18 protein-coding genes, 3 tRNA genes and 1 pseudogene are annotated in these 17,107 nt (G+C 64.6%); 16 read left to right on the top strand and 6 right to left on the bottom strand.

The window, feature by feature from the left end:
- The first annotated feature begins 104 nt into the window (after positions 1-104).
- Positions 105-1,229 carry a catalase family protein gene (locus FZI91_RS04175; RefSeq protein WP_155937821.1) on the top strand — a complete coding sequence of 375 codons (1,125 nt, stop codon included), beginning with the start codon at positions 105-107 and terminating at the stop codon, positions 1,227-1,229.
- 103 nt (positions 1,230-1,332) lie between these two features.
- Positions 1,333-3,942 carry a LuxR C-terminal-related transcriptional regulator gene (locus FZI91_RS04170; RefSeq protein WP_155937820.1) on the top strand — a complete coding sequence of 870 codons (2,610 nt, stop codon included), beginning with the start codon at positions 1,333-1,335 and terminating at the stop codon, positions 3,940-3,942.
- 74 nt (positions 3,943-4,016) lie between these two features.
- On the opposite strand, the pseudogene FZI91_RS04165 reads toward FZI91_RS04170, so the two are convergent.
- Both FZI91_RS04165 and FZI91_RS04160 read right to left on the bottom strand, forming a co-directional pair.
- Positions 4,017-4,208 (bottom strand): annotated as a pseudogene (locus FZI91_RS04165) (hypothetical protein); the annotation flags it as partial.
- 355 nt (positions 4,209-4,563) lie between these two features.
- A complete protein-coding gene (locus FZI91_RS04160; protein WP_239001810.1) occupies positions 4,564-4,998 on the bottom strand; it encodes a hypothetical protein in 435 nt (144 codons plus the stop codon).
- 332 nt (positions 4,999-5,330) lie between these two features.
- Between FZI91_RS04160 and FZI91_RS04155 the strand changes: the two genes are divergently transcribed.
- The 12 genes from FZI91_RS04155 (at position 5,331) to FZI91_RS04100 (ending at position 10,934) form a co-directional block, all read left to right on the top strand.
- A tRNA-Thr gene (locus tag FZI91_RS04155) sits at positions 5,331-5,403 on the top strand.
- Between the two features lie 60 nt (positions 5,404-5,463).
- Positions 5,464-5,540, top strand: a tRNA-Met gene (locus FZI91_RS04150).
- A 43-nt stretch (positions 5,541-5,583) separates the two neighbouring features.
- Positions 5,584-5,751 (top strand): 50S ribosomal protein L33, encoded by a 168-nt coding sequence (gene rpmG, locus FZI91_RS04145; protein WP_162526255.1) that lies wholly within the window; start codon positions 5,584-5,586, stop codon positions 5,749-5,751.
- Between the two features lie 87 nt (positions 5,752-5,838).
- Entirely contained in the window at positions 5,839-6,309 is a 471-nt protein-coding gene (gene hadA / locus FZI91_RS04140; RefSeq protein WP_162526254.1) for a (3R)-hydroxyacyl-ACP dehydratase subunit HadA, read from the top strand.
- Entirely contained in the window at positions 6,309-6,740 is a 432-nt protein-coding gene (gene hadB, locus FZI91_RS04135) for a (3R)-hydroxyacyl-ACP dehydratase subunit HadB (protein ID WP_155937373.1), read from the top strand. The genes hadA and hadB overlap by 1 nt, the downstream gene beginning before the upstream one ends.
- A gap of 2 nt (positions 6,741-6,742) precedes the next feature.
- Positions 6,743-7,213: a MaoC family dehydratase N-terminal domain-containing protein gene (locus tag FZI91_RS04130; RefSeq protein WP_155937371.1), complete on the top strand. Its 471-nt coding sequence runs from the start codon at positions 6,743-6,745 to the stop codon at positions 7,211-7,213.
- A 174-nt stretch (positions 7,214-7,387) separates the two neighbouring features.
- A tRNA-Trp gene (locus FZI91_RS04125) sits at positions 7,388-7,460 on the top strand.
- A 58-nt stretch (positions 7,461-7,518) separates the two neighbouring features.
- A complete protein-coding gene (secE, locus tag FZI91_RS04120; protein ID WP_155937369.1) occupies positions 7,519-7,926 on the top strand; it encodes a preprotein translocase subunit SecE in 408 nt (135 codons plus the stop codon).
- Positions 7,927-7,950: 24 nt separating this feature from the next.
- A complete protein-coding gene (gene nusG, locus FZI91_RS04115; protein WP_162526253.1) occupies positions 7,951-8,742 on the top strand; it encodes a transcription termination/antitermination protein NusG in 792 nt (263 codons plus the stop codon).
- Between the two features lie 78 nt (positions 8,743-8,820).
- Positions 8,821-9,252: a 50S ribosomal protein L11 gene (rplK, locus tag FZI91_RS04110; RefSeq protein WP_155937367.1), complete on the top strand. Its 432-nt coding sequence runs from the start codon at positions 8,821-8,823 to the stop codon at positions 9,250-9,252.
- Positions 9,253-9,358: 106 nt separating this feature from the next.
- On the top strand, positions 9,359-10,066 hold the full coding sequence (rplA, locus tag FZI91_RS04105; RefSeq protein WP_155937365.1) for a 50S ribosomal protein L1: 708 nt from the start codon (positions 9,359-9,361) through the stop codon (positions 10,064-10,066).
- A 373-nt stretch (positions 10,067-10,439) separates the two neighbouring features.
- The gene (locus tag FZI91_RS04100; RefSeq protein ID WP_243733937.1) at positions 10,440-10,934 is read left to right on the top strand and encodes a hypothetical protein; all 495 of its coding nucleotides are present in this window, start codon (positions 10,440-10,442) and stop codon (positions 10,932-10,934) included.
- 9 nt (positions 10,935-10,943) lie between these two features.
- Here FZI91_RS04100 and FZI91_RS04095 read toward each other — a convergent pair whose 3' ends face one another.
- Both FZI91_RS04095 and FZI91_RS04090 read right to left on the bottom strand, forming a co-directional pair.
- The gene (locus FZI91_RS04095; RefSeq protein ID WP_155937363.1) at positions 10,944-12,161 is read right to left on the bottom strand and encodes an RNA polymerase sigma factor; all 1,218 of its coding nucleotides are present in this window, start codon (positions 12,159-12,161) and stop codon (positions 10,944-10,946) included.
- Positions 12,162-12,199: 38 nt separating this feature from the next.
- A complete protein-coding gene (locus FZI91_RS04090; RefSeq protein ID WP_155937816.1) occupies positions 12,200-12,898 on the bottom strand; it encodes a YciI family protein in 699 nt (232 codons plus the stop codon).
- A gap of 118 nt (positions 12,899-13,016) precedes the next feature.
- Between FZI91_RS04090 and FZI91_RS04085 the strand changes: the two genes are divergently transcribed.
- A complete protein-coding gene (locus FZI91_RS04085) occupies positions 13,017-13,961 on the top strand; it encodes a class I SAM-dependent methyltransferase (RefSeq protein ID WP_155937361.1) in 945 nt (314 codons plus the stop codon).
- Here the strand turns inward: FZI91_RS04085 and FZI91_RS04080 are convergent.
- Both FZI91_RS04080 and FZI91_RS04075 read right to left on the bottom strand, forming a co-directional pair.
- Positions 13,958-14,836 (bottom strand): diacylglycerol kinase, encoded by an 879-nt coding sequence (locus FZI91_RS04080; protein WP_155937359.1) that lies wholly within the window; start codon positions 14,834-14,836, stop codon positions 13,958-13,960. The genes FZI91_RS04085 and FZI91_RS04080 overlap by 4 nt on opposite strands.
- A gap of 4 nt (positions 14,837-14,840) precedes the next feature.
- Positions 14,841-16,433: an FAD-binding oxidoreductase gene (locus FZI91_RS04075; protein ID WP_155937357.1), complete on the bottom strand. Its 1,593-nt coding sequence runs from the start codon at positions 16,431-16,433 to the stop codon at positions 14,841-14,843.
- An 83-nt stretch (positions 16,434-16,516) separates the two neighbouring features.
- On the opposite strand from FZI91_RS04075, the gene FZI91_RS04070 reads away from it, so the two are divergent.
- Positions 16,517-17,107, top strand: coding sequence for a TetR/AcrR family transcriptional regulator (locus tag FZI91_RS04070; RefSeq protein WP_155937355.1), 591 nt, complete (start codon positions 16,517-16,519; stop codon positions 17,105-17,107).

Genomic DNA, 17,107 nt, shown 5'->3' with positions numbered 1-17,107 from the left:
GTGTACTCATGCGCTCGGTGTCGTCATTGACGAGACTGAGCAAGTCATCGGGTCCGATGGATGTCGATTATCTCGGACCACTACAACGGGAGGACTGGACCGCGATGGGCACAACGGGTGAATCGCTCGATACGACACATACTTACCTCCGGTACAACGACAATATGGGTGCGGTGCCTCCCGGCGAGGAGGAAGCCATCGACGAGATCATCAAGGTGTTGCACACCAACAATGAGCGGGCCTTCCGGAGGTATCGGCACGCCGTCCGCGACGCGCACGCGAAGAGTCACGGGATCTTGCGTGGTGAGCTGACGGTCTATCCGGACTTGCCGCCGCAGCTGCGCCAGGGTCTGTTCTCAACGCCCGGTACGTATCCGGTCATCTCTAGGTTGTCCACCACGTCCGGCCTGCTGCGCAGCGACCGGATCCGGGGCGTGCGGGGCCTGGGCATCAAGGTTCTGGGGGTGACGGGTCCGCGTACTCTCCCAGATGACGACGCCACCACCCAGGATTTCGTCTTGGTGACCCACCGTGAGTTTCTCTTCGCGGACGCGAAGGCATATCTTCGGCGGGGAATGCCGACGGCGTGGTTGCTAGCGCGCCTTCCGGACACCGCCCTCAGGCTGGGTAGCAACCTTCTCGGTGCGGTGGCGAAAGTTCTTCCACGCGTGGGACTCTCACTGCCGGAATCGGTAGCCGTATTCGTGCGGCCCAATACCCATATTCTGGGCGATACCTTCTACTCCTCGGCGCCGCTGCGGTATGGGGAATATGTGGCCAAGCTCAGCTACGTACCCCTGTCGAAGTCCGTGCGAGACCTCGAGGGGCTGCTGTTGCCGGACAGCATCGACGACGACGAGTTCCGTCACCTGGTAGCAGAATTCTTCCAGCACAACAGTGCTGAGTACGAGCTGCGGGCGCAACTGTGCACCGATGCCAAGGTCATGCCGCTCGAGGACGCCACCGTCCCGTGGCCGGAGGCGGACTCCCCGCACCGGGGGATCGCTAAAATCGTCTTCCCCGTGCAAGATTCATATGGCGCCGAGCGGCGAGCATTCGGTGACGACGTGCTGTCCTTCAATTCGTGGCGGGCCCTCGCGACACATCGACCACTCGGATCGATCAATCGGTTGAAACTGCGGGTTTACGAGGCCTCCAGCAACTTTCGGCATGAGAAGAACGGGGTGTCGCGGATGGAGCCGGCCGGTGTCGAGGATATTCCGGACTGAGATGGTTGCGATGACACGTACGATCACCGAACCTGCCGCGCAGGACAAACCGTCGCGCGGACTGGCCCACGCAAACCGGCATCGCGATCTAGACTCAATCTCCATGTCGGGGTGCTGGCAGTTGCTAGACCGCCCAACCGAATTCGAGGCCGTTCGCTCGACGCTGGCGGACAGTGTGTCGTGTGGGGTGGTGTTGGTCGGCTCCGCCGGGGTCGGCAAGACAACCCTCGCGCGTACCGTCACCGACTCGTTGGAAGGCCAGGTTCGCTGGGTGGCATGCACCGAGTCGTCACGGAGCATTCCGCTGGGTGTATTCGCACATTGGATACAGACGACCGGATCGCGCGACCCGGCTGCGCTCATCGCCGCCGCGCGGGAATCCATTGTCGCGTCGCCATATCCGATCATCGGGATCGACGACGCGCATCTCCTGGATGACCTCTCCGCCACGCTGCTGCATCAGATCGCCGTTGGCCACGCGGGACGGTTGGTCGCCACCGTGCGTAGCGGCGAGCCCGTCCCGGATGCGGTCACCGCCTTGTGGAAAGACGATTATCTGCGCCGGTTCGAGCTCGAGGCATTCACCAAGGAGCAGAGCGTCACACTCGTGGAATCGGTGCTTGGCGGCGCGCTCGAAGGGCTGAGTGCCGACGTGATGTGGGAGTCATCCGGCGGGAATCCGTTGTTCCTGCGGCATCTGGTCGAAGGTGCTGTCGAGGCGGGGTCTCTCACCGCCGTCAACGGGGTGTGGCAGCTGCGCGGTAACACGGTTGTCCCGTCGGGGTTGGCGGCGCTGCTCGGAGACCGTCTCGAGCAGTTGGACGGCGACGTGCTCAACGTACTGAAACTGCTGTCCTTGTGTGAACCGCTCGATCTCGACACGTTGTGTGAGATCGCCGGGGGCGACGCGCTGGATGGTGCGGAGCTCACCGGCTTCGTCCGCGTCGAATCCGATAGCCGACGGATCAATGTGCGGTTCAGCCATCCGATGTTGGGCGAGGTGGTTCGGCGCAGGGTGGGAACCGCCTCGGGACGACGTCTACGGGGTCAGCTTGTGCGGGTGCTCCGGGACCGCGATATCGACTCGGCCGCCAAGCGCATCCGGCTGGCGCAGCTGTCGGTCGACAGCGACGAAGCCACCGACCCGGCTCTGTTGGTGTCCGCCGCGAAGGACGCCGTGTACCTGTCCAACCTGCCCGTCGGGGAGCACCTGGCGCGGTGCGCGGTGGAGCGCGACGGAGGACTGCGTGCTGCCGAGGTCCTCTCCCGCGCCCTGCTGTGGCAGGGGCGGCCGGAGGAAGCCGAGCAGGCGCTCGCCGAGTTCGATCCCGACCAGCTTGACGAGCTCTCGCTGGTCCTCTGGGGGCTTCCGCTCGTCTCCATCGCGTTCTGGTCGATGGGCGATGTGCGGCGTGCGCATGAGCTGATGGCGCTGCTCCGTGAACGGGTGCAGCACCCTGCCCTGAAACTGGTCGTCGACGCGACGGGGGCGGCGTTGGCGGTCCATGAGAACCAATTCGATGAGGGGCTCGCCGCCGCGACCCTGGTGCTGGCGGACCCGGAGGCTCCTCGGCAGGCAGTCGAATTCGCGGCATTCGGCATCGGGCTCGCGTTGCCCGTGGCTGGACGTGGTGACGAGTTCGAGCCGATCGCGGCGAGATGCCGTGCTCAGAAACGATCCACCGACGGCATGATCGCGGTGATGGTGCGTTACTGCGACGTGCTGGCACTCGTGTACACGGGGCAGCTCCGGCTCGCCGACCGCCGCGTTACCGAATACACCGAGTTCTCCTCTGCCGGACAATTTCTCGCGTGGGCGATCGCACGAATCATGGCCGGCCTCGTTGCCGTGCACCGCGGCGCATTCCCGACCGCGATCTCGTCCATCGAACAAGCTCTGGCCGCGCTCAACGCCGAGAGGCCGCTGCCTTGGCAGCTTCCCGCCCGGCTACTGCTGGCACGTGCCTACGCCGCGCTAGGGAAGGTCGAAGACGCCGAGCGGGTGCTGACCGAATCGGGGGAGCATTCGGGACAGTTTGTGGCGTTACACGACCCGCAATTGTTGATCGCAAAATCATGGCTCGCCGCGGCGCGCGGTGCTGACCGCTCGGCAGTGGACGCCGCCCGACGCGCGGCCGATGCCGCACACACCGCCGGTCAATACGCGGTGGAGGCCGAGGCTTTGCACCATGCGGCACGGTTCGGTGACCGGACCGTGGCGCGCCGTCTTGAATCGCTTGTCCCGCGTGTGCGTGGCCCGTTGGTGGGGCTGTACGCACGGCACGCATTCGCCGTTGGCACCTCGGATGCCGCGGCATTGGACGCGGTCAGTGACGAGTTCGAGAATGCGGGCCTGCTGCTGTCGGCGGCGGATGCCGCGGCGCAGGCGGTGGCCTTGCTCAGCCGCGCCGGCGAGCGAAGCAAGAGTGCCGAGTCTGCCGCGCGCGCACTGCGGATCGCCGGCCAGTGCGGCGGGGCGGCCACGCCCGCGATCCGGGCCGCTGCACGCCCGCTGCCGGTCACCGCACGGGAGCGGGAAATCGCGGCGCTCATCGGGGAAGGGCTGTGCAACCGTGAGATCGCCGAGCGTCTGACGCTGTCGGTGCGGACTATCGAGGGCCACATCTACCGGGCGTGTATAAAACTCGATGTCGCCGACCGCGATCAGCTCGCGAAGATCGTGTGGAGCGATCTCGCCAACCCACGGGAATAGGCACAGCGCAACGATCCGCGGCGCTTTCAGTCCGCTGCGGCGTTCTTTGTTACCGGCTGGCGCAGAACGGTGCGTTCATGCACCAGGTAACTGGACGCAACGGTGAAGAGGACGGTGATGGCCGAGCCGACGTCTCCGGGTATTACGACATCGAACTTGCCGAGGATGAATACCAGGACCACCGAGATCGCGCCGGCAGTGCCGCCGGCCGCCACCTTGGCGGTGGGTGTGTTCGACGGTTGCCGGATTGCTTGTCGTTCAAGCATTGTCATGATCGGCTCCTCTGGGTGGCGGTTCTTCTCGAACCGTAGACGCGGTGGACAGATGCCACACGAGTAGCGGACTACTTCGTTCGCAGGGGCGACGGAAGCGACCTGCAATCCGGCCTGCCGCTGCCGAATACAGATAGTTGACCACTCGTTCGATACCGCGGAATCTTCATCGATGATCGCTGGTATCCGGTAGCGGCGTGAATACTGCTGCGCTGGTTAGTATTTCAGGCGTCATTGTTGTCGAGCCGGAGGGGCGAATGCATATCGCCCCTCCGGACGCGGGTACCCAGTAGCAGTACACAGGCAAGAAGGGGCCGTGCGGCGCCGCACGGCCCCTTCTTCGTCGGTATCAGCTGGCTAGCCTGGCCGATACCGGGGTGGGGCAGGCACCGAGGGGCCGTGAGGCCGGTTCGATACCGCCCGTGTAGGCGCCGGGTCTCACCGGAGATGAGCCGACGCCGACTGACTGCGGGTGGATGTCGATGGATTCCAGGTAGGTAGTGGTGACTCCCGGCAGCGTCCGTAGCCGCTCGGCGAGTGCGTCGAGTTCGGGGCCGGCGGGCGCGGTGACGACGAAAATGGATCGAAGCTGGGGCGGTACGCCCGCCGCGTTGAGGTGCAGGGGTGCGACAGTGCATCCGGCAACTCGAACTGCCTCGAAAATCGGTGCGGCTGAGTTATTTTCACCTGGATGTTCGCGAAGGTCGCGACCAGTGCCGGGCTCGACCAGAATGAGCAGGTCGACGTCCAGAGTGTCGCTATGGGTGTTTGTTCGCGTGATCATTTCGACTCCTCCCGGCACGAGGCACGTGTGGTTCGTTTCGTTATGCAGAGGCGATGCACTAAACAATCCTGATCCGACACGGTCTCGATGACGTGCGTAGCGAGGTACCCCAACCTGACGCTCCAGGTGATCCAACTTTTCTCCCACCGGATCGATGGCACGGATACCCAGATCGCGGTGCCCCGCCCGCAGCGGTGCCAGCCGCCAAACCAGTGAGGGCTTCTATGACGTCCTCGGCATGGCGCTGAACACCGCAGACTTGGCTCCGCTCGGCAGGTGACTGGCCGTTTTGGTTCCGCCGACGGCAACGGGTACCCTCGTGAGGGCTTTATGCCCCCTTAGCTCAGTCGGTAGAGCGTTTCCATGGTAAGGAAAAGGTCAACGGTTCGATTCCGTTAGGGGGCTCGGTGGGCACCGGGCGAGTAGGGCGGCTGAGCTGCTGAGCTCGGCCGGAGATGCCGTCAAGGCGGTGTAGCTCAGCTGGTTAGAGCGCACGACTCATAATCGTGAGGTCGGGAGATCGAGCCTCCCCACCGCTACCACCCGTGAACCATAGCGACAACGAACCGAAAGAGGGCAACTGCAGTGGCCTCCAGTACAGACGTCCGGCCCAAGATCACCTTGGCCTGCGAGACGTGCAAGCACCGTAACTACATCACCAAGAAGAACCGGCGCAACGACCCGGACCGGCTGGAACTGAAGAAGTTCTGCCCCAACTGCAAGTCTCATCAGCCGCACAAGGAATCCCGCTAGTCAGTAGGCACTCGGGTTGCCGCAAGGCGACGTGAGAAGGCATGCCTTACTTGGTATCGATCAACATCAGTAGGTAGGTTCCGGCTCGTGGCTTTATCGCAAGATCTCGTCGGGATGCATCACCGATACCCGGACTCGTACGTGGTTGAGCGGGAGAAGATTCGCGAACATGCCGAGGCGGTGAAGAGCGAGCACCCGGCCCACCACACCGAGGCCGGTGCCGCGTCACTGGGCCACGATGCGTTGGTGGCGTCGCCCACCTTCCTCTGCGTCTTCGGATACACCGCCCAGGCGGCATTCTTCGAGGCCACAAACGTCGTCATCAAGGACGAGAAGATCGTCCAGGTTGACCAGGGGTTCAAGATGCTGCGCCCGATCAAGGCCGGCGACACGTTGTACTGCGATGTCTACGTGGAATCGATCCGACGCTCGTTTGGCGCAGACATCATCGTGACTAAGAGCCTCATCACCAATGACCAGGGTGAGCTGGTGCAGGAGCTGTTCACGACTCTTGCCGGGCGCGCCGACGAAGACGGAGAAGAAGGCGGGTTCAACTGATGGCGCTGCGTGAATTTAGTTCGGTCAATGTGGGCGACTTGCTGCCGGAGAAGATGATTCCCCTGACTCGTCAGGACCTTGTCAACTATGCGGGCGTCTCCGGTGACCTCAACCCCATCCACTGGGATGACGAGACCGCCAAGCTGGTTGGCCTGGAGGACGGCGCGATCGCGCACGGCATGCTCACCATGGGTCTTGGTGGGGGCTACGTCACCGAATGGATCGGCGACCCGGCGGCAGTGACCGAGTACAACGTGCGGTTCACCAGCTTCGTCACCGTCCCCAACGATGGTGTCGGCGCGGAGATCGTCTTTAACGGCCGCGTGAAGTCCGTCGACGCGGACACGAAGGCTGTGACCATCGCGCTGACCGCAACCACCAACGGCAAGAAGATCTTCGGACGCGCTGTCGCGACGGCGACGCTGGCGTAATCATGGCACTGGAACTCGATATCGTCGGAATGACGCACAAGTACTCCAGGACCTACGTGGTGGGCCGGGAGAAGATCCGCGAGTTTGCGCAGTCGGTCAAAGCGGTAGACCCAGCGAGTCTCGAGCCAAAGGCGGCGGCCGAACTCGGACATCAGGGTCTCATCGCGCCCTTGGCCTTTCCGGCGGTGATGGCGCTGCTGGTGCAGAAGGAATTCTTCCGCACCTATGACGTCGGGATGGACACCATGCAGATCGTGCATTCCGAACAGAAGTTCGTGTACCACAAGCCCATCACCGAGGGCGACGAGCTGTCCTGCGATTTCCAGGTGTCCTCCCACAAGGAGGCCTTCGGCGTGGACATCGTTACCACCCGCAACATCGTCCGCAACCAGGCCGGCGAACTCGTCATGGAGGCGTTCACCACTCTGATGGGTCGCGACTCGGACCGGATGGCCGATATCAAGCTCATCTGAGTTTGATACCGGCTTCGCCGGGAGGTGGCTTTCGGGTTGGCAATTTCAGTCTGGGGATGGCCTCGGGGTACACTCAAGATTCGGGGTTTTCCCACCACAACGCGCCTGTCGGGTACTCGGGAGGCGCGTGTGTTGTGTAAGGCCCCGGCCACCGGGTTGGCATGCCAGCCGCTTAGGGGTGTAGCTCAACTGGCAGAGCAGCGGTCTCCAAAACCGCAGGTTGCAGGTTCAAGTCCTGTCACCCCTGCAACACAGAGCATGAACGAAGAGACACTCGCCGAAGGGTAAGAGAGGTACGGAAGGGAATGAGCGACGAGCTAGACGAGTCCGGAATCGACACCGACCGGGCCGTCGCCTCGACCAAACCGCTTCGCCCGACGGGCAAGCGGACCCGCCGTGCTGACGCCTCCGACGGCAGCACTGTCGCCACTGAGCTCAGCGAATCGGCGGCCTCCGAGACCGGCGAGGTGAAGAAGAAAGCCAAGAAGCCGGCCACGAAAAAAGACAAGACGGGCCCGTCGCGTAACCCGCTCGTCCAGCTTTGGGTGTTCCTCAAGCAGGTGGTGGCGGAGCTGCGCAAGGTCATCTGGCCGAACCGTAAGCAGATGATCAGCTACACCACGGTGGTGCTGGTCTTCCTGGTATTCATGGTCACCCTGATCGGTGTGATCGACCTGGGCCTGGCCCGGTTGGTCATGCTGGTGTTCGGGTAGAGAAGCAAGACGAGAGGACGAACGGTGACGACCTTCGACGGCGACGCTGCGAGCGAGCCAGAAGACACCGCGGACACCGCCGTATCGGTTGACGTGGTCGACGAGAGCACCACGCCTGATGCTGCCCCCGAGCCCTCCGCGGAAGAGTCGGGTACCGAGGCGACGGTGCCATCCCCGGAAGACGACGAGGATGCCGACCCTGCCGTCACGTTGAAGGCTCAGCTACGCCGTGAACCGGGCGAGTGGTACGTCATTCACTCGTACGCCGGATACGAGAACAAGGTCAAGGCCAACCTGCAGACCCGTGTGCAGAACCTGGACGTCGGCGACTACATCTTCCAGATCGAGGTGCCCACCGAGGAGGTCACCGAGATCAAGAACGGCCAGCGCAAGCAGGTCAACCGCAAGGTGCTCCCCGGCTACATCCTGGTCCGAATGGAGCTCAACGACGAGTCCTGGGGTGCGGTCCGCAACACCCCCGGCGTCACTGGATTTGTCGGCGCGACTTCGCGCCCGTCGCCGCTGTCGCTTGACGACGTGGTGAAGTTCCTGCTCCCGCAGACTCCGGCCAAGAAGGCCGTTAAGGGCTCTGAAGCGTCGGCCGCTGCGGCCGAGGCGGGTGGACTGGAGCGACCGGTCATCGAGGTCGACTTCGAGGTCGGCGAGTCGGTCACGGTCACCGATGGCCCGTTCGCGACGCTGCCCGCGAGTATCAACGAGGTCAACGCCGAACAGCAGCGACTCAAGGTGCTGGTGTCGATCTTCGGTCGCGAGACCCCGGTCGAGCTCAACTTCACCCAGGTGGAAAAGCTCTAACAGGACTTCGGACTGCATGACGGTCCGGGAACTCCGGGCGGCCCCGCCCGGAGCGGAAGGAAAGTAAGGAAAACCCCAATGGCCCCGAAGAAGAAAAAGGTCGTCGGGCTGATCAAGCTTCAGATCAAGGCCGGCGAAGCCAACCCTGCGCCGCCGGTCGGTCCCGCGCTCGGTCAGCACGGCGTCAACATCATGGAGTTCTGCAAGGCGTACAACGCTGCGACCGACTCGCAGCGCGGCAACGTCATCCCCGTGGAGATCAGTGTCTACGAGGACCGCAGCTTCACGTTCGCCCTCAAGACCCCTCCCGCTGCCAGGCTGCTGTTGAAGGCCGCCGGTGTGCCCAAGGGTTCCGGCGAGCCGCACAAGACCAAGGTCGCCAAGGTGAGCTGGGATCAGGTGCGTGAGATCGCTGAGACCAAGAAGGAAGACCTGAACGCCAACGACATCGACGCCGCCGCCAAGATCATTGCCGGCACCGCGCGCTCGATGGGCATCACCGTCGAGTAACTGCAGGCGGATCGACTGCGACAGCAGAAGTCGTGCAGTCCGCTAATCCAGTGGTAGGGCCCGCTTCGGCCCGCGAACCACAACCCAACGAATTGATTGGATTCCCATGAGCAAGAACAGCAAGGCTTATCGCGAAGCCGCCGAAAAGGTGGAACGCGACAAGCTGTACACCCCTCTTGAAGCCGCCAAGCTGGCCAAGGAGACCTCGTCCAAGAAGTACGACGCCACCGTCGAGGTCGCGATGCGCCTCGGCGTTGACCCCCGCAAGGCTGACCAGATGGTCCGCGGCACCGTGAACCTTCCGCACGGTACCGGTAAGACCGCTCGCGTCATCGTCTTCGCGGTGGGTGACAAGGCCGAGGCGGCTGCTGCCGCCGGCGCCGATGTGGTCGGCAGTGACGACCTGATCGAGAAGATCCAGGGTGGTTGGCTGGATTTCGACGCCGCTATCGCCACCCCGGATCAGATGGCCAAGGTGGGTCGTATCGCCCGCGTCCTGGGCCCGCGTGGCCTGATGCCAAACCCCAAGACCGGCACCGTGACTCCCGATGTGGCCAAGGCTGTCGCCGATATCAAGGGCGGCAAGATCAACTTCCGCGTCGACAAGCACTCCAACCTTCACCTGATCATCGGCAAGGCCTCGTTCGACGCCGACAAGCTGACGGAGAACTACGGTGCCGTCCTCGATGAGGTCCTGCGCGCCAAGCCTTCCTCGGCGAAGGGCCGCTATGTCAAGAAGATCGTCGTCACCACCACGACGGGCCCCGGCATCCAGGTCGACCCGGGCGTGACCCGGAACTTCCTGGAAGCCTGACCTCCGCGCACGAGCATTCGCACAAAGCCCCCATTTCTAGCCGGAAATGGGGGCTTGTGCCGTTTCCTGCTGGCCGTCTGCATCCCCCATGCGACTAGGTACTCGAGACCGTAGCCACCAAGACCGCCCCGTCCTACCGTGTTGCCGTGGGCACCTGACTGCGGGTATCGGTGCGCATCAGCGGGCCGCTGGCTGTGGTGGTGCCGGCCGGCGTTTCCGGGGATGCCGAGGCGGTGGTGCAGCAATGTGATGCGGCATGCCAGGAGCGGCGCATTTCTTGCGTGGATATTGTGCGAACGCGCGTGGTAACGATCTCGGATACCTACACTGCGAGAGTGGTTGTCGTCGGGAGGTATGGACTTTGTTCGGACGTTTGACTCTGCTCGTCATTGCCGTGGTGGGACTTGTGCTGGGCAACGCCATTCCGGCGTCCGCGTATCCCGTCCCGTTCCCCAACATCGAGATGAACAAATTTCAGAAACTTGACCACCAGGGATTCCGGGACGCCGAGGTCGACGGTGTGTGGTTCTCTACGCCCTTCGGGCTGAACTGCGGAATCTGGGAGTGGGGTGACTTCGGGTGCAGCGGCAACCTCGCTGGCACGCCTGCGGGCACTAATCAGATCGGATGGTTCAAGCAGGGATACGAGGCGAACTTCGATGACGCCATTCATCTCGACAGCACCAACCAGCCGGCGTTCGTCACCGGTCGGGCCCAGAGGCTGTTGCCGCCAAAGTCCTACGTCCAGTATCGGGGGGTTCAGTGCGCCACCATGGCCGACAACAGCCTGTACTGCAGGAACAGCTACAACCATGACTTCTGGGCATCGCCGACACAGACGTGGATTGACGATCAACGGCAAGGGTGATCGGCGTCGCTAGCCGCCACACTCCGCGATGCGGCGCCGCAGAAACGCCCGGCCCGGGTCAGAACCATTGGTGGACAGCGCTTTTTGGTACCAATAGAGCGCCTCAGTATGGCGTCCGGCGCGCCGCAGCAGATCGGCGCGGACGGTGGCCACCAGGTTCGATCGCGTCAGACGGACGTCGTGAGCGACTTTCTCCAATGCGATCAATCCCGCGGTAGGGGAGTCGCGCAGTCCGATGGCCAACGCCCGGTTCACCAGCACCACGGGGGAATCCGTCATTGCGGCGAGTCGGTCATAGGCGACGCAGATGGCACGCCAATCGGTCGCTTCCCAGGACGTGGCGGTGGCGTGCACGGCGGCGATCACGGCCTGTGGCAGGTACGGACCGGTCGAACCGGCAGCTCGCTCCAACTGATTTAGACCGCGGGCGATCCGGTCGCGATTCCAGCGAGAGCGGTCCTGCTCCTCCAGCGGTGTCAGCGCTCCGGATGAGTCGATTCTGGCGAGACGTCGCGAATCATGAAGCAGCACAAGCGCAGCCAGGGCATTGGCTTCCCGCTCGTAGGGCATGAGCGTGCTCAGCTCGCCGGACAGGCGCACGCCCTCGTCGCATAGCTCGTCCCGGATGGCCGACGGTCCACCTGTCGACCAGTAGCCCTCGGTGAACACCGAGTAGATGCAACTGAGTACATGCGGGGTGCGTTCGGGCAGCAGCTCGGTCGGCGGAACCCGCAGGGGAATGTTGGCCGTGCGAATCTTGGCCTTGGCGCGGGTAATGCGTTGTCCGATCGCGACCTCGCTGTGTAGCAGTGCGCGGGCAATCTCGGCGACCGTCAGACCCGACACCAGACGCAGGGTCAGCGCCAACTGCGACGTTCTTTCCAGCGCCGGGTGCGCACACGTGAACATCATTCGCAGCTCGTCGTCGCGGACGGGAGCAGGATCGGAGACATCCGTCCGGGCGGTGATGTCGTCTACCACGGCAGCCAGTTCCTTTCCCGGACGCAGGGTTTCGCGCCGGAGCCGATCGCGTGCCCGATTGCGGGCCGCCGTCAGCAGCCAGCCGCCCGGGTTATCGGGCACGCCGTCGCGCGGCCAGGTGCGGATCGCGTCGCTGCATGCCTCCTGGACGGCGTCCTCGGCGATGGTGAGGTCCCCCGACCACCGCGCGATGGCAGCGACCGTGGGTCCCCATTCCCGCCGAAAGACGCCGTCCAGATCGGTCATTCTCGATGAGCCGCTTGCGCGAAGACCATGAGGTGCGCCTAGAGCCCCGAGACGCCGGCAAGCTGGCGAAGTTGCACGGCCGACGCCGGAATCTGCGCCGCGAGTTCGACGGCCTTGTCGCGGTCGTCGGTGGTCAACACGTAGAAACCGTTAGCGATCTCGGCGCCCTCGACATAGGGGCCGTCGGTGAGCAGGGTCTCTCCGTCACGCACCCTCACCGTGGTGGCCGTCGACGGAGGATGCAGCGGACCGGCGATCTTGATGTGCCCGCTTGCTTTCTCGCCGAACACCCCGTGTTGTGCCGCCACGGCCTCCCATTCGGGGCTGCCCGGCAGATATGCGCGTTCGGGTGGCTCCAGAAGAAGCGCGAGCCAACTCTGCGTGCCCTGCCCGTTGAACTCTTGCGAGCAGCCGGCCAGCGGCCATACCTCGACCGCGCCATGTTTGGCCTCGGGGATGTCCCGGGCAAGTGCCAGCGCATCATCGAGGTTCTCCGCCTCCAGCACGTAATAGCCGCCCGCCACCTCGGCGCCCTCGGCGAACGGTCCGTCGGTGACAACGGGAGCATCGGGTCCGCCGGTGATCCGGACGGCCTCGGCAGCGGGAAACAATGCGTCACCGGCGCGGATCGCCGATGCCGCCGTGGCGTGAAAGTTCTGGTAGTCCGCCATTTCCTGGGCGCCCTCTTCGGGTGTGCGATCCCGCTCGGAGCCGATCAGCAGGGCTAAGTAGTGCATGGTCATACCTCCGTGATGACTGTGCGAGCGGAACCTTCTGTTCCACTCTCTACCTGTCTGACGGACGGTGCACTGCGGATTCGACGTGCCTGCCGAAACTTCTTGTACAAAGGAAGTCATGGCGCGAAGCGATGGAGACAGCTGGGAGATCACCGAGAGTGTGGGGACCACCGCGTTGGGGGTCGCCAGTGCCAGGGACGCGGAAACCCGCAGCGACAACCCGTTGATCAGCGATCCGTATGCCGGGCACTTTCTCACCGCGGCCGGCGACGGGGTATGGAATATGTACCGTTTCGACGGGGAACCGCCCGCCGCACTGTTGGAGGCCGAGCCCCGGATACTCGACCGAATCGCCGCGATGCGGTCCTATATTGCCTGCCGCACCAAGTTTTTCGACGACTTCTTTGGTGATGCCGGGGAAGCGGGGATTCGTCAGGGCGTGATTTTGGCCGCCGGGCTCGATGCGCGCGCCTGGAGACTCGACTGGCCGGCTGATGCGGTGTTGTTCGAGTTGGACCTGCCCACAGTGCTCGCGTTCAAAGCGGACACCTTGGATGCTCAAGGTGCGACGCCCCGTGTCCGCCATGTTCCGGTGGCCGTGGACCTGCGCGACGACTGGCCCGCCGCGCTGGAGGCCAGCGGATTTGACCCTGCCCGGCCGGTGGCGTGGATCGCCGAGGGTCTCCTGCCGTACCTGCCTCCCGCGGCGCAGGACCTGCTGTTCGAGCGGGTGAATTCACTGAGCGCACCGGGCAGCCGCATCGGTGTGGAGAACTTCGGTGAAGGCTTCTTTGACCCGGAAATCATTGAGCGGCAACGTGAACGCGGCCAGGCATTTCGGCGTGCAGCGGAGAAGCTGCAGGACGAGGAGATACCCAGCGTGGCCGACCTGTGGTACCTGGAAGACCGCACCGACGCCGGAGAATTCCTTGCCGGCCGCGGATGGCAGGTGACCAGCGAGACCACCACCGCGCTGCTGGAGCGGCATGGCCGCAGCATCCCCGCAGACCTGGCCGACGCGACACCACACTCCGCATTCCTGTTCGCCGAGAAGGCCGGTTAGGCGAAGACGGTTAGCGCGCCGGGAACGACGTCGATGTCGACAGGCAGCGGTGCCACCGGTTCCCCGTCGGCGTAGGCGGTGATGTCTGTGGACGTCAGCCGGACTCGGCGCGACCGGAAGGTACTTACCTCGGGCAGGTCAACATGGGTGCCCTTGTAGACGGTGGGGGATAGTCGCAGCAGCCGGAGGCGTCCGCCGGCCGCCACCACCGTCACGTCCAGCAGCCCGTCGTCTAGAACGGCGCCCGGGCAGATGCGCATGCCGCCGCCGTACGACGTTCCGTTCCCGACGGCGACGAGGGTGACATCGGTCTCGACTACCTGATCGTCCAACTCGATGCGGAACGGCAGGGGTCGCAGCTTCGCCGCCTCCAACGCGATGGCAATGTCATAGCGGCGAGGGCCCCGAGGCCAGCTCATCCGATTGGCGCGATCGTTGACCAACGAATCGAAGCCCGATGCCACGACGGTGGCGAACCATGTTGTGTTCCCGTCGTATTGGATCCGTCCGGCGTCGATCACCCGGGTCTTGCCGGCAGCGATCACCTCGGCGGCGGCAACCGGGTCTCCCAACGGGATATCCAGCATGCGGGCGCAGTCGTTGCCGGTACCGATCGGGATCACGCCAAGGGCCACCGGGGTGGACGCCACCGCCTGGAGTGCGATGCTCACCAGACCGTCTCCGCCCGCCGCGACGATCCCCCGGGCGCCCGTGCGCGCGGCCTCCTGTGCCAATGCGTGCGATTCGGATACCGAGGACGCGGCGTGGTGGGTCACCGTCAGTCCGCGTGCGCGCAGATGCGCGATGGCCGACTCGGCGGCCTGTGCCGCAGTACGGCCCGCGGCCGGGTTGGTCAGAACGGTGATCGTGGTCATGCGACTACTCGCTGACCGGAATCAACTTGCCGGGGTTGAGGATTCCGCGAGGATCCACGGTCTTCTTCACCGCTTGCAGGATCTCGATGCCGAGCTTGCCGACCTCATCGGTGAGCCACGGCTGATGATCGCGCCCCACCGCGTGGTGGTGTGTGATGGTGCCTCCGGCGGCCACAATGGCGTCGCCGGCGGCCTTCTTGGCCTTGCCCCACTGGGTCTGCGGGTCGTCGGTGGCCGCGCACACAACGGTGAAGTACAGCGAGGCGCCCGTGCGGTAGGTGTGCGAGATGTGGCACAGCACTAGTGGCGGGGTTCCTTGCGTGCCAAGCGCTTCGGATAGCGCCGTGGTGACCGTCGCGCGCAAGTTGGCGAGGTTCTGCCACGAGGTTGCGGTCTCCAGGGTTTCCACCACCGCTCCGGCATCGATGAGGGCATCGCGCAGATACGGCGCGTCGAACCGGCCGTGATCCCAGGCCTTGCCTGGCTCGTCGCCGAGTGCGGTGCCGCCTGCGGCCGTCAAGACGGCGGATACTTCGGCAGATCGTGCCTCGACGTGGCCCCGGGTTCCCTCCACGGTGGTGATCGCCAGGACGCCGGCGGCGGGGTTCGTGCCGCCAATATCCTTGGCCAGGGCAAGGTTCAGCCCGCTTTCGGCCTCATCGGAGAGTCGGAGCACGGTGGGGGCCGCATCGGCCTGGACCAGGGTGCGTAGCGCCTGCGCGCCGGCATCGAAGGAGGGGAAGGACCAGCCCTGGTACCAGGTGTCCTCGGGGAGTCGGTGCACCCGAAGCGTCACCTCGGTGATGATGCCCAGTGCACCTTCCGATCCCAGGAAGAGTTGACGCAGATCCGGTCCGGCCGCCGAGGCGGGTGCCCTGCCAAGGTTGAGATCGCCGCGCGGGGTGGCGATCCGTAGGGCGTCCACCATCGCATCGAAGCGTCCATAGCCGCTGGAAGCCTGCCCGGAGGAGCGGGTGGCGGCGAACCCGCCGATGCTCGCGAACCGGAAGCTTTGCGGAAAATGCCCGAGCGAAAAGCCTTTGGCGCCAAGAAGTTCCTCGGCCTCGGGGCCGGTGGTCCCCGGCAGCAGCACAGCGGTGCCCGACTCCTCGTCAAGGGATACCAGGCCGGACATCCGTCGCAGGTCCACGGCGATCACCGCGGTGAATCCGCCACGTTCCGGGTCCAATCCGCCGACCACGCTGGTGCCACCGCCGAACGGTACGACCGCGACGGCCTGTTGGCCGCATAGCGTCAGAAGTGCGGACACCTCGTCGTGCGAGGCGGGGTAGACGATGGCGTCGGGGGCGTCCTGGACGTCGGTGGAGCGCCGGCGCAACAGATCTGGGGTGCTCTTCCCGCCCGCGTGCCGCAGCCGCGCGCCATGTTCGGTGCTCACGTTCTCCGCGCCGAGCAGGTCTTGTAGGCCGGCCAGCTGTTCCGTCGTCAGCGAGCTCGGCGACAGCGTGACGGTCGACTCGTCGCGGCTGACGGGATCGCGTTCGGGAATGCCCAGTGCCGACGCCAAGAGCGCCTTCACCTGAGGTGAGAGAGTCTGTCGTTTTTCGGCCACGCCCCAGGCGTCCCACTCCATCATGCGTTACAGTATTACATACGATGGCAAGTTGTAACGCTGGTTTCCTTGATGGACATTGGCACTGACGAGCGTGAGGTGGTGACATGACGGCTCCGACGACGGTCGACACCGAGATCTCAGGAGACCCAGTCACCGAGCGCATCCTCGATGCCGCGCTGTCCTGTGTTACCGAGTTCGGAGTGCGCCGCACCACGCTGGTCGAGGTCGCCAAGCGCGCGGGCGTCAGTCGTCCGTCGGTGTACCGGCGCTGGCCCGACGTGCGCACCCTGGTCGCAGAGCTGCTCACCCGGGAAATGGGCTCGATCCTGCCCGCGACCGGGCAGGGGCCGGCGCGCGACCGCCTGGTGCAATCGGTGACCGGCCTGGTCACACAGGTGCGTGAGCACTCGATCTTCGCGGCGATCGTGCGGTCCGATCCCGAGCTCCTGCTTACCTACATCGTGGAACGGTTGGGCACCAGCCAGCGCGCGCTGATCGGCTGGACCGCGGTACTCATCGCCGAAGGGCAGGCCGACGGATCGATTCGCGACGGCGCCCCGGAACAGATGGCAGCGATGGTGCTGCTTATCGGCCAATCGGTACTCCAGTCGGCACGCATTCTCACCGACATCCTCTCGCCCGACGAGCTGCTGAAGGAACTGGCCATCGCCATCGACGGCTATCTCAAGGCTTGA

Origin of the sequence: Mycobacteroides sp. CBMA 271 (genome assembly GCF_009729205.1) — a bacterium.
Taxonomy (GTDB): Bacteria; Actinomycetota; Actinomycetes; order Mycobacteriales; family Mycobacteriaceae; genus Mycobacterium.
The sequence above is the reverse complement of the archived record's forward strand: the minus strand, read 5'-3'. Positions and strand labels throughout refer to the sequence as shown.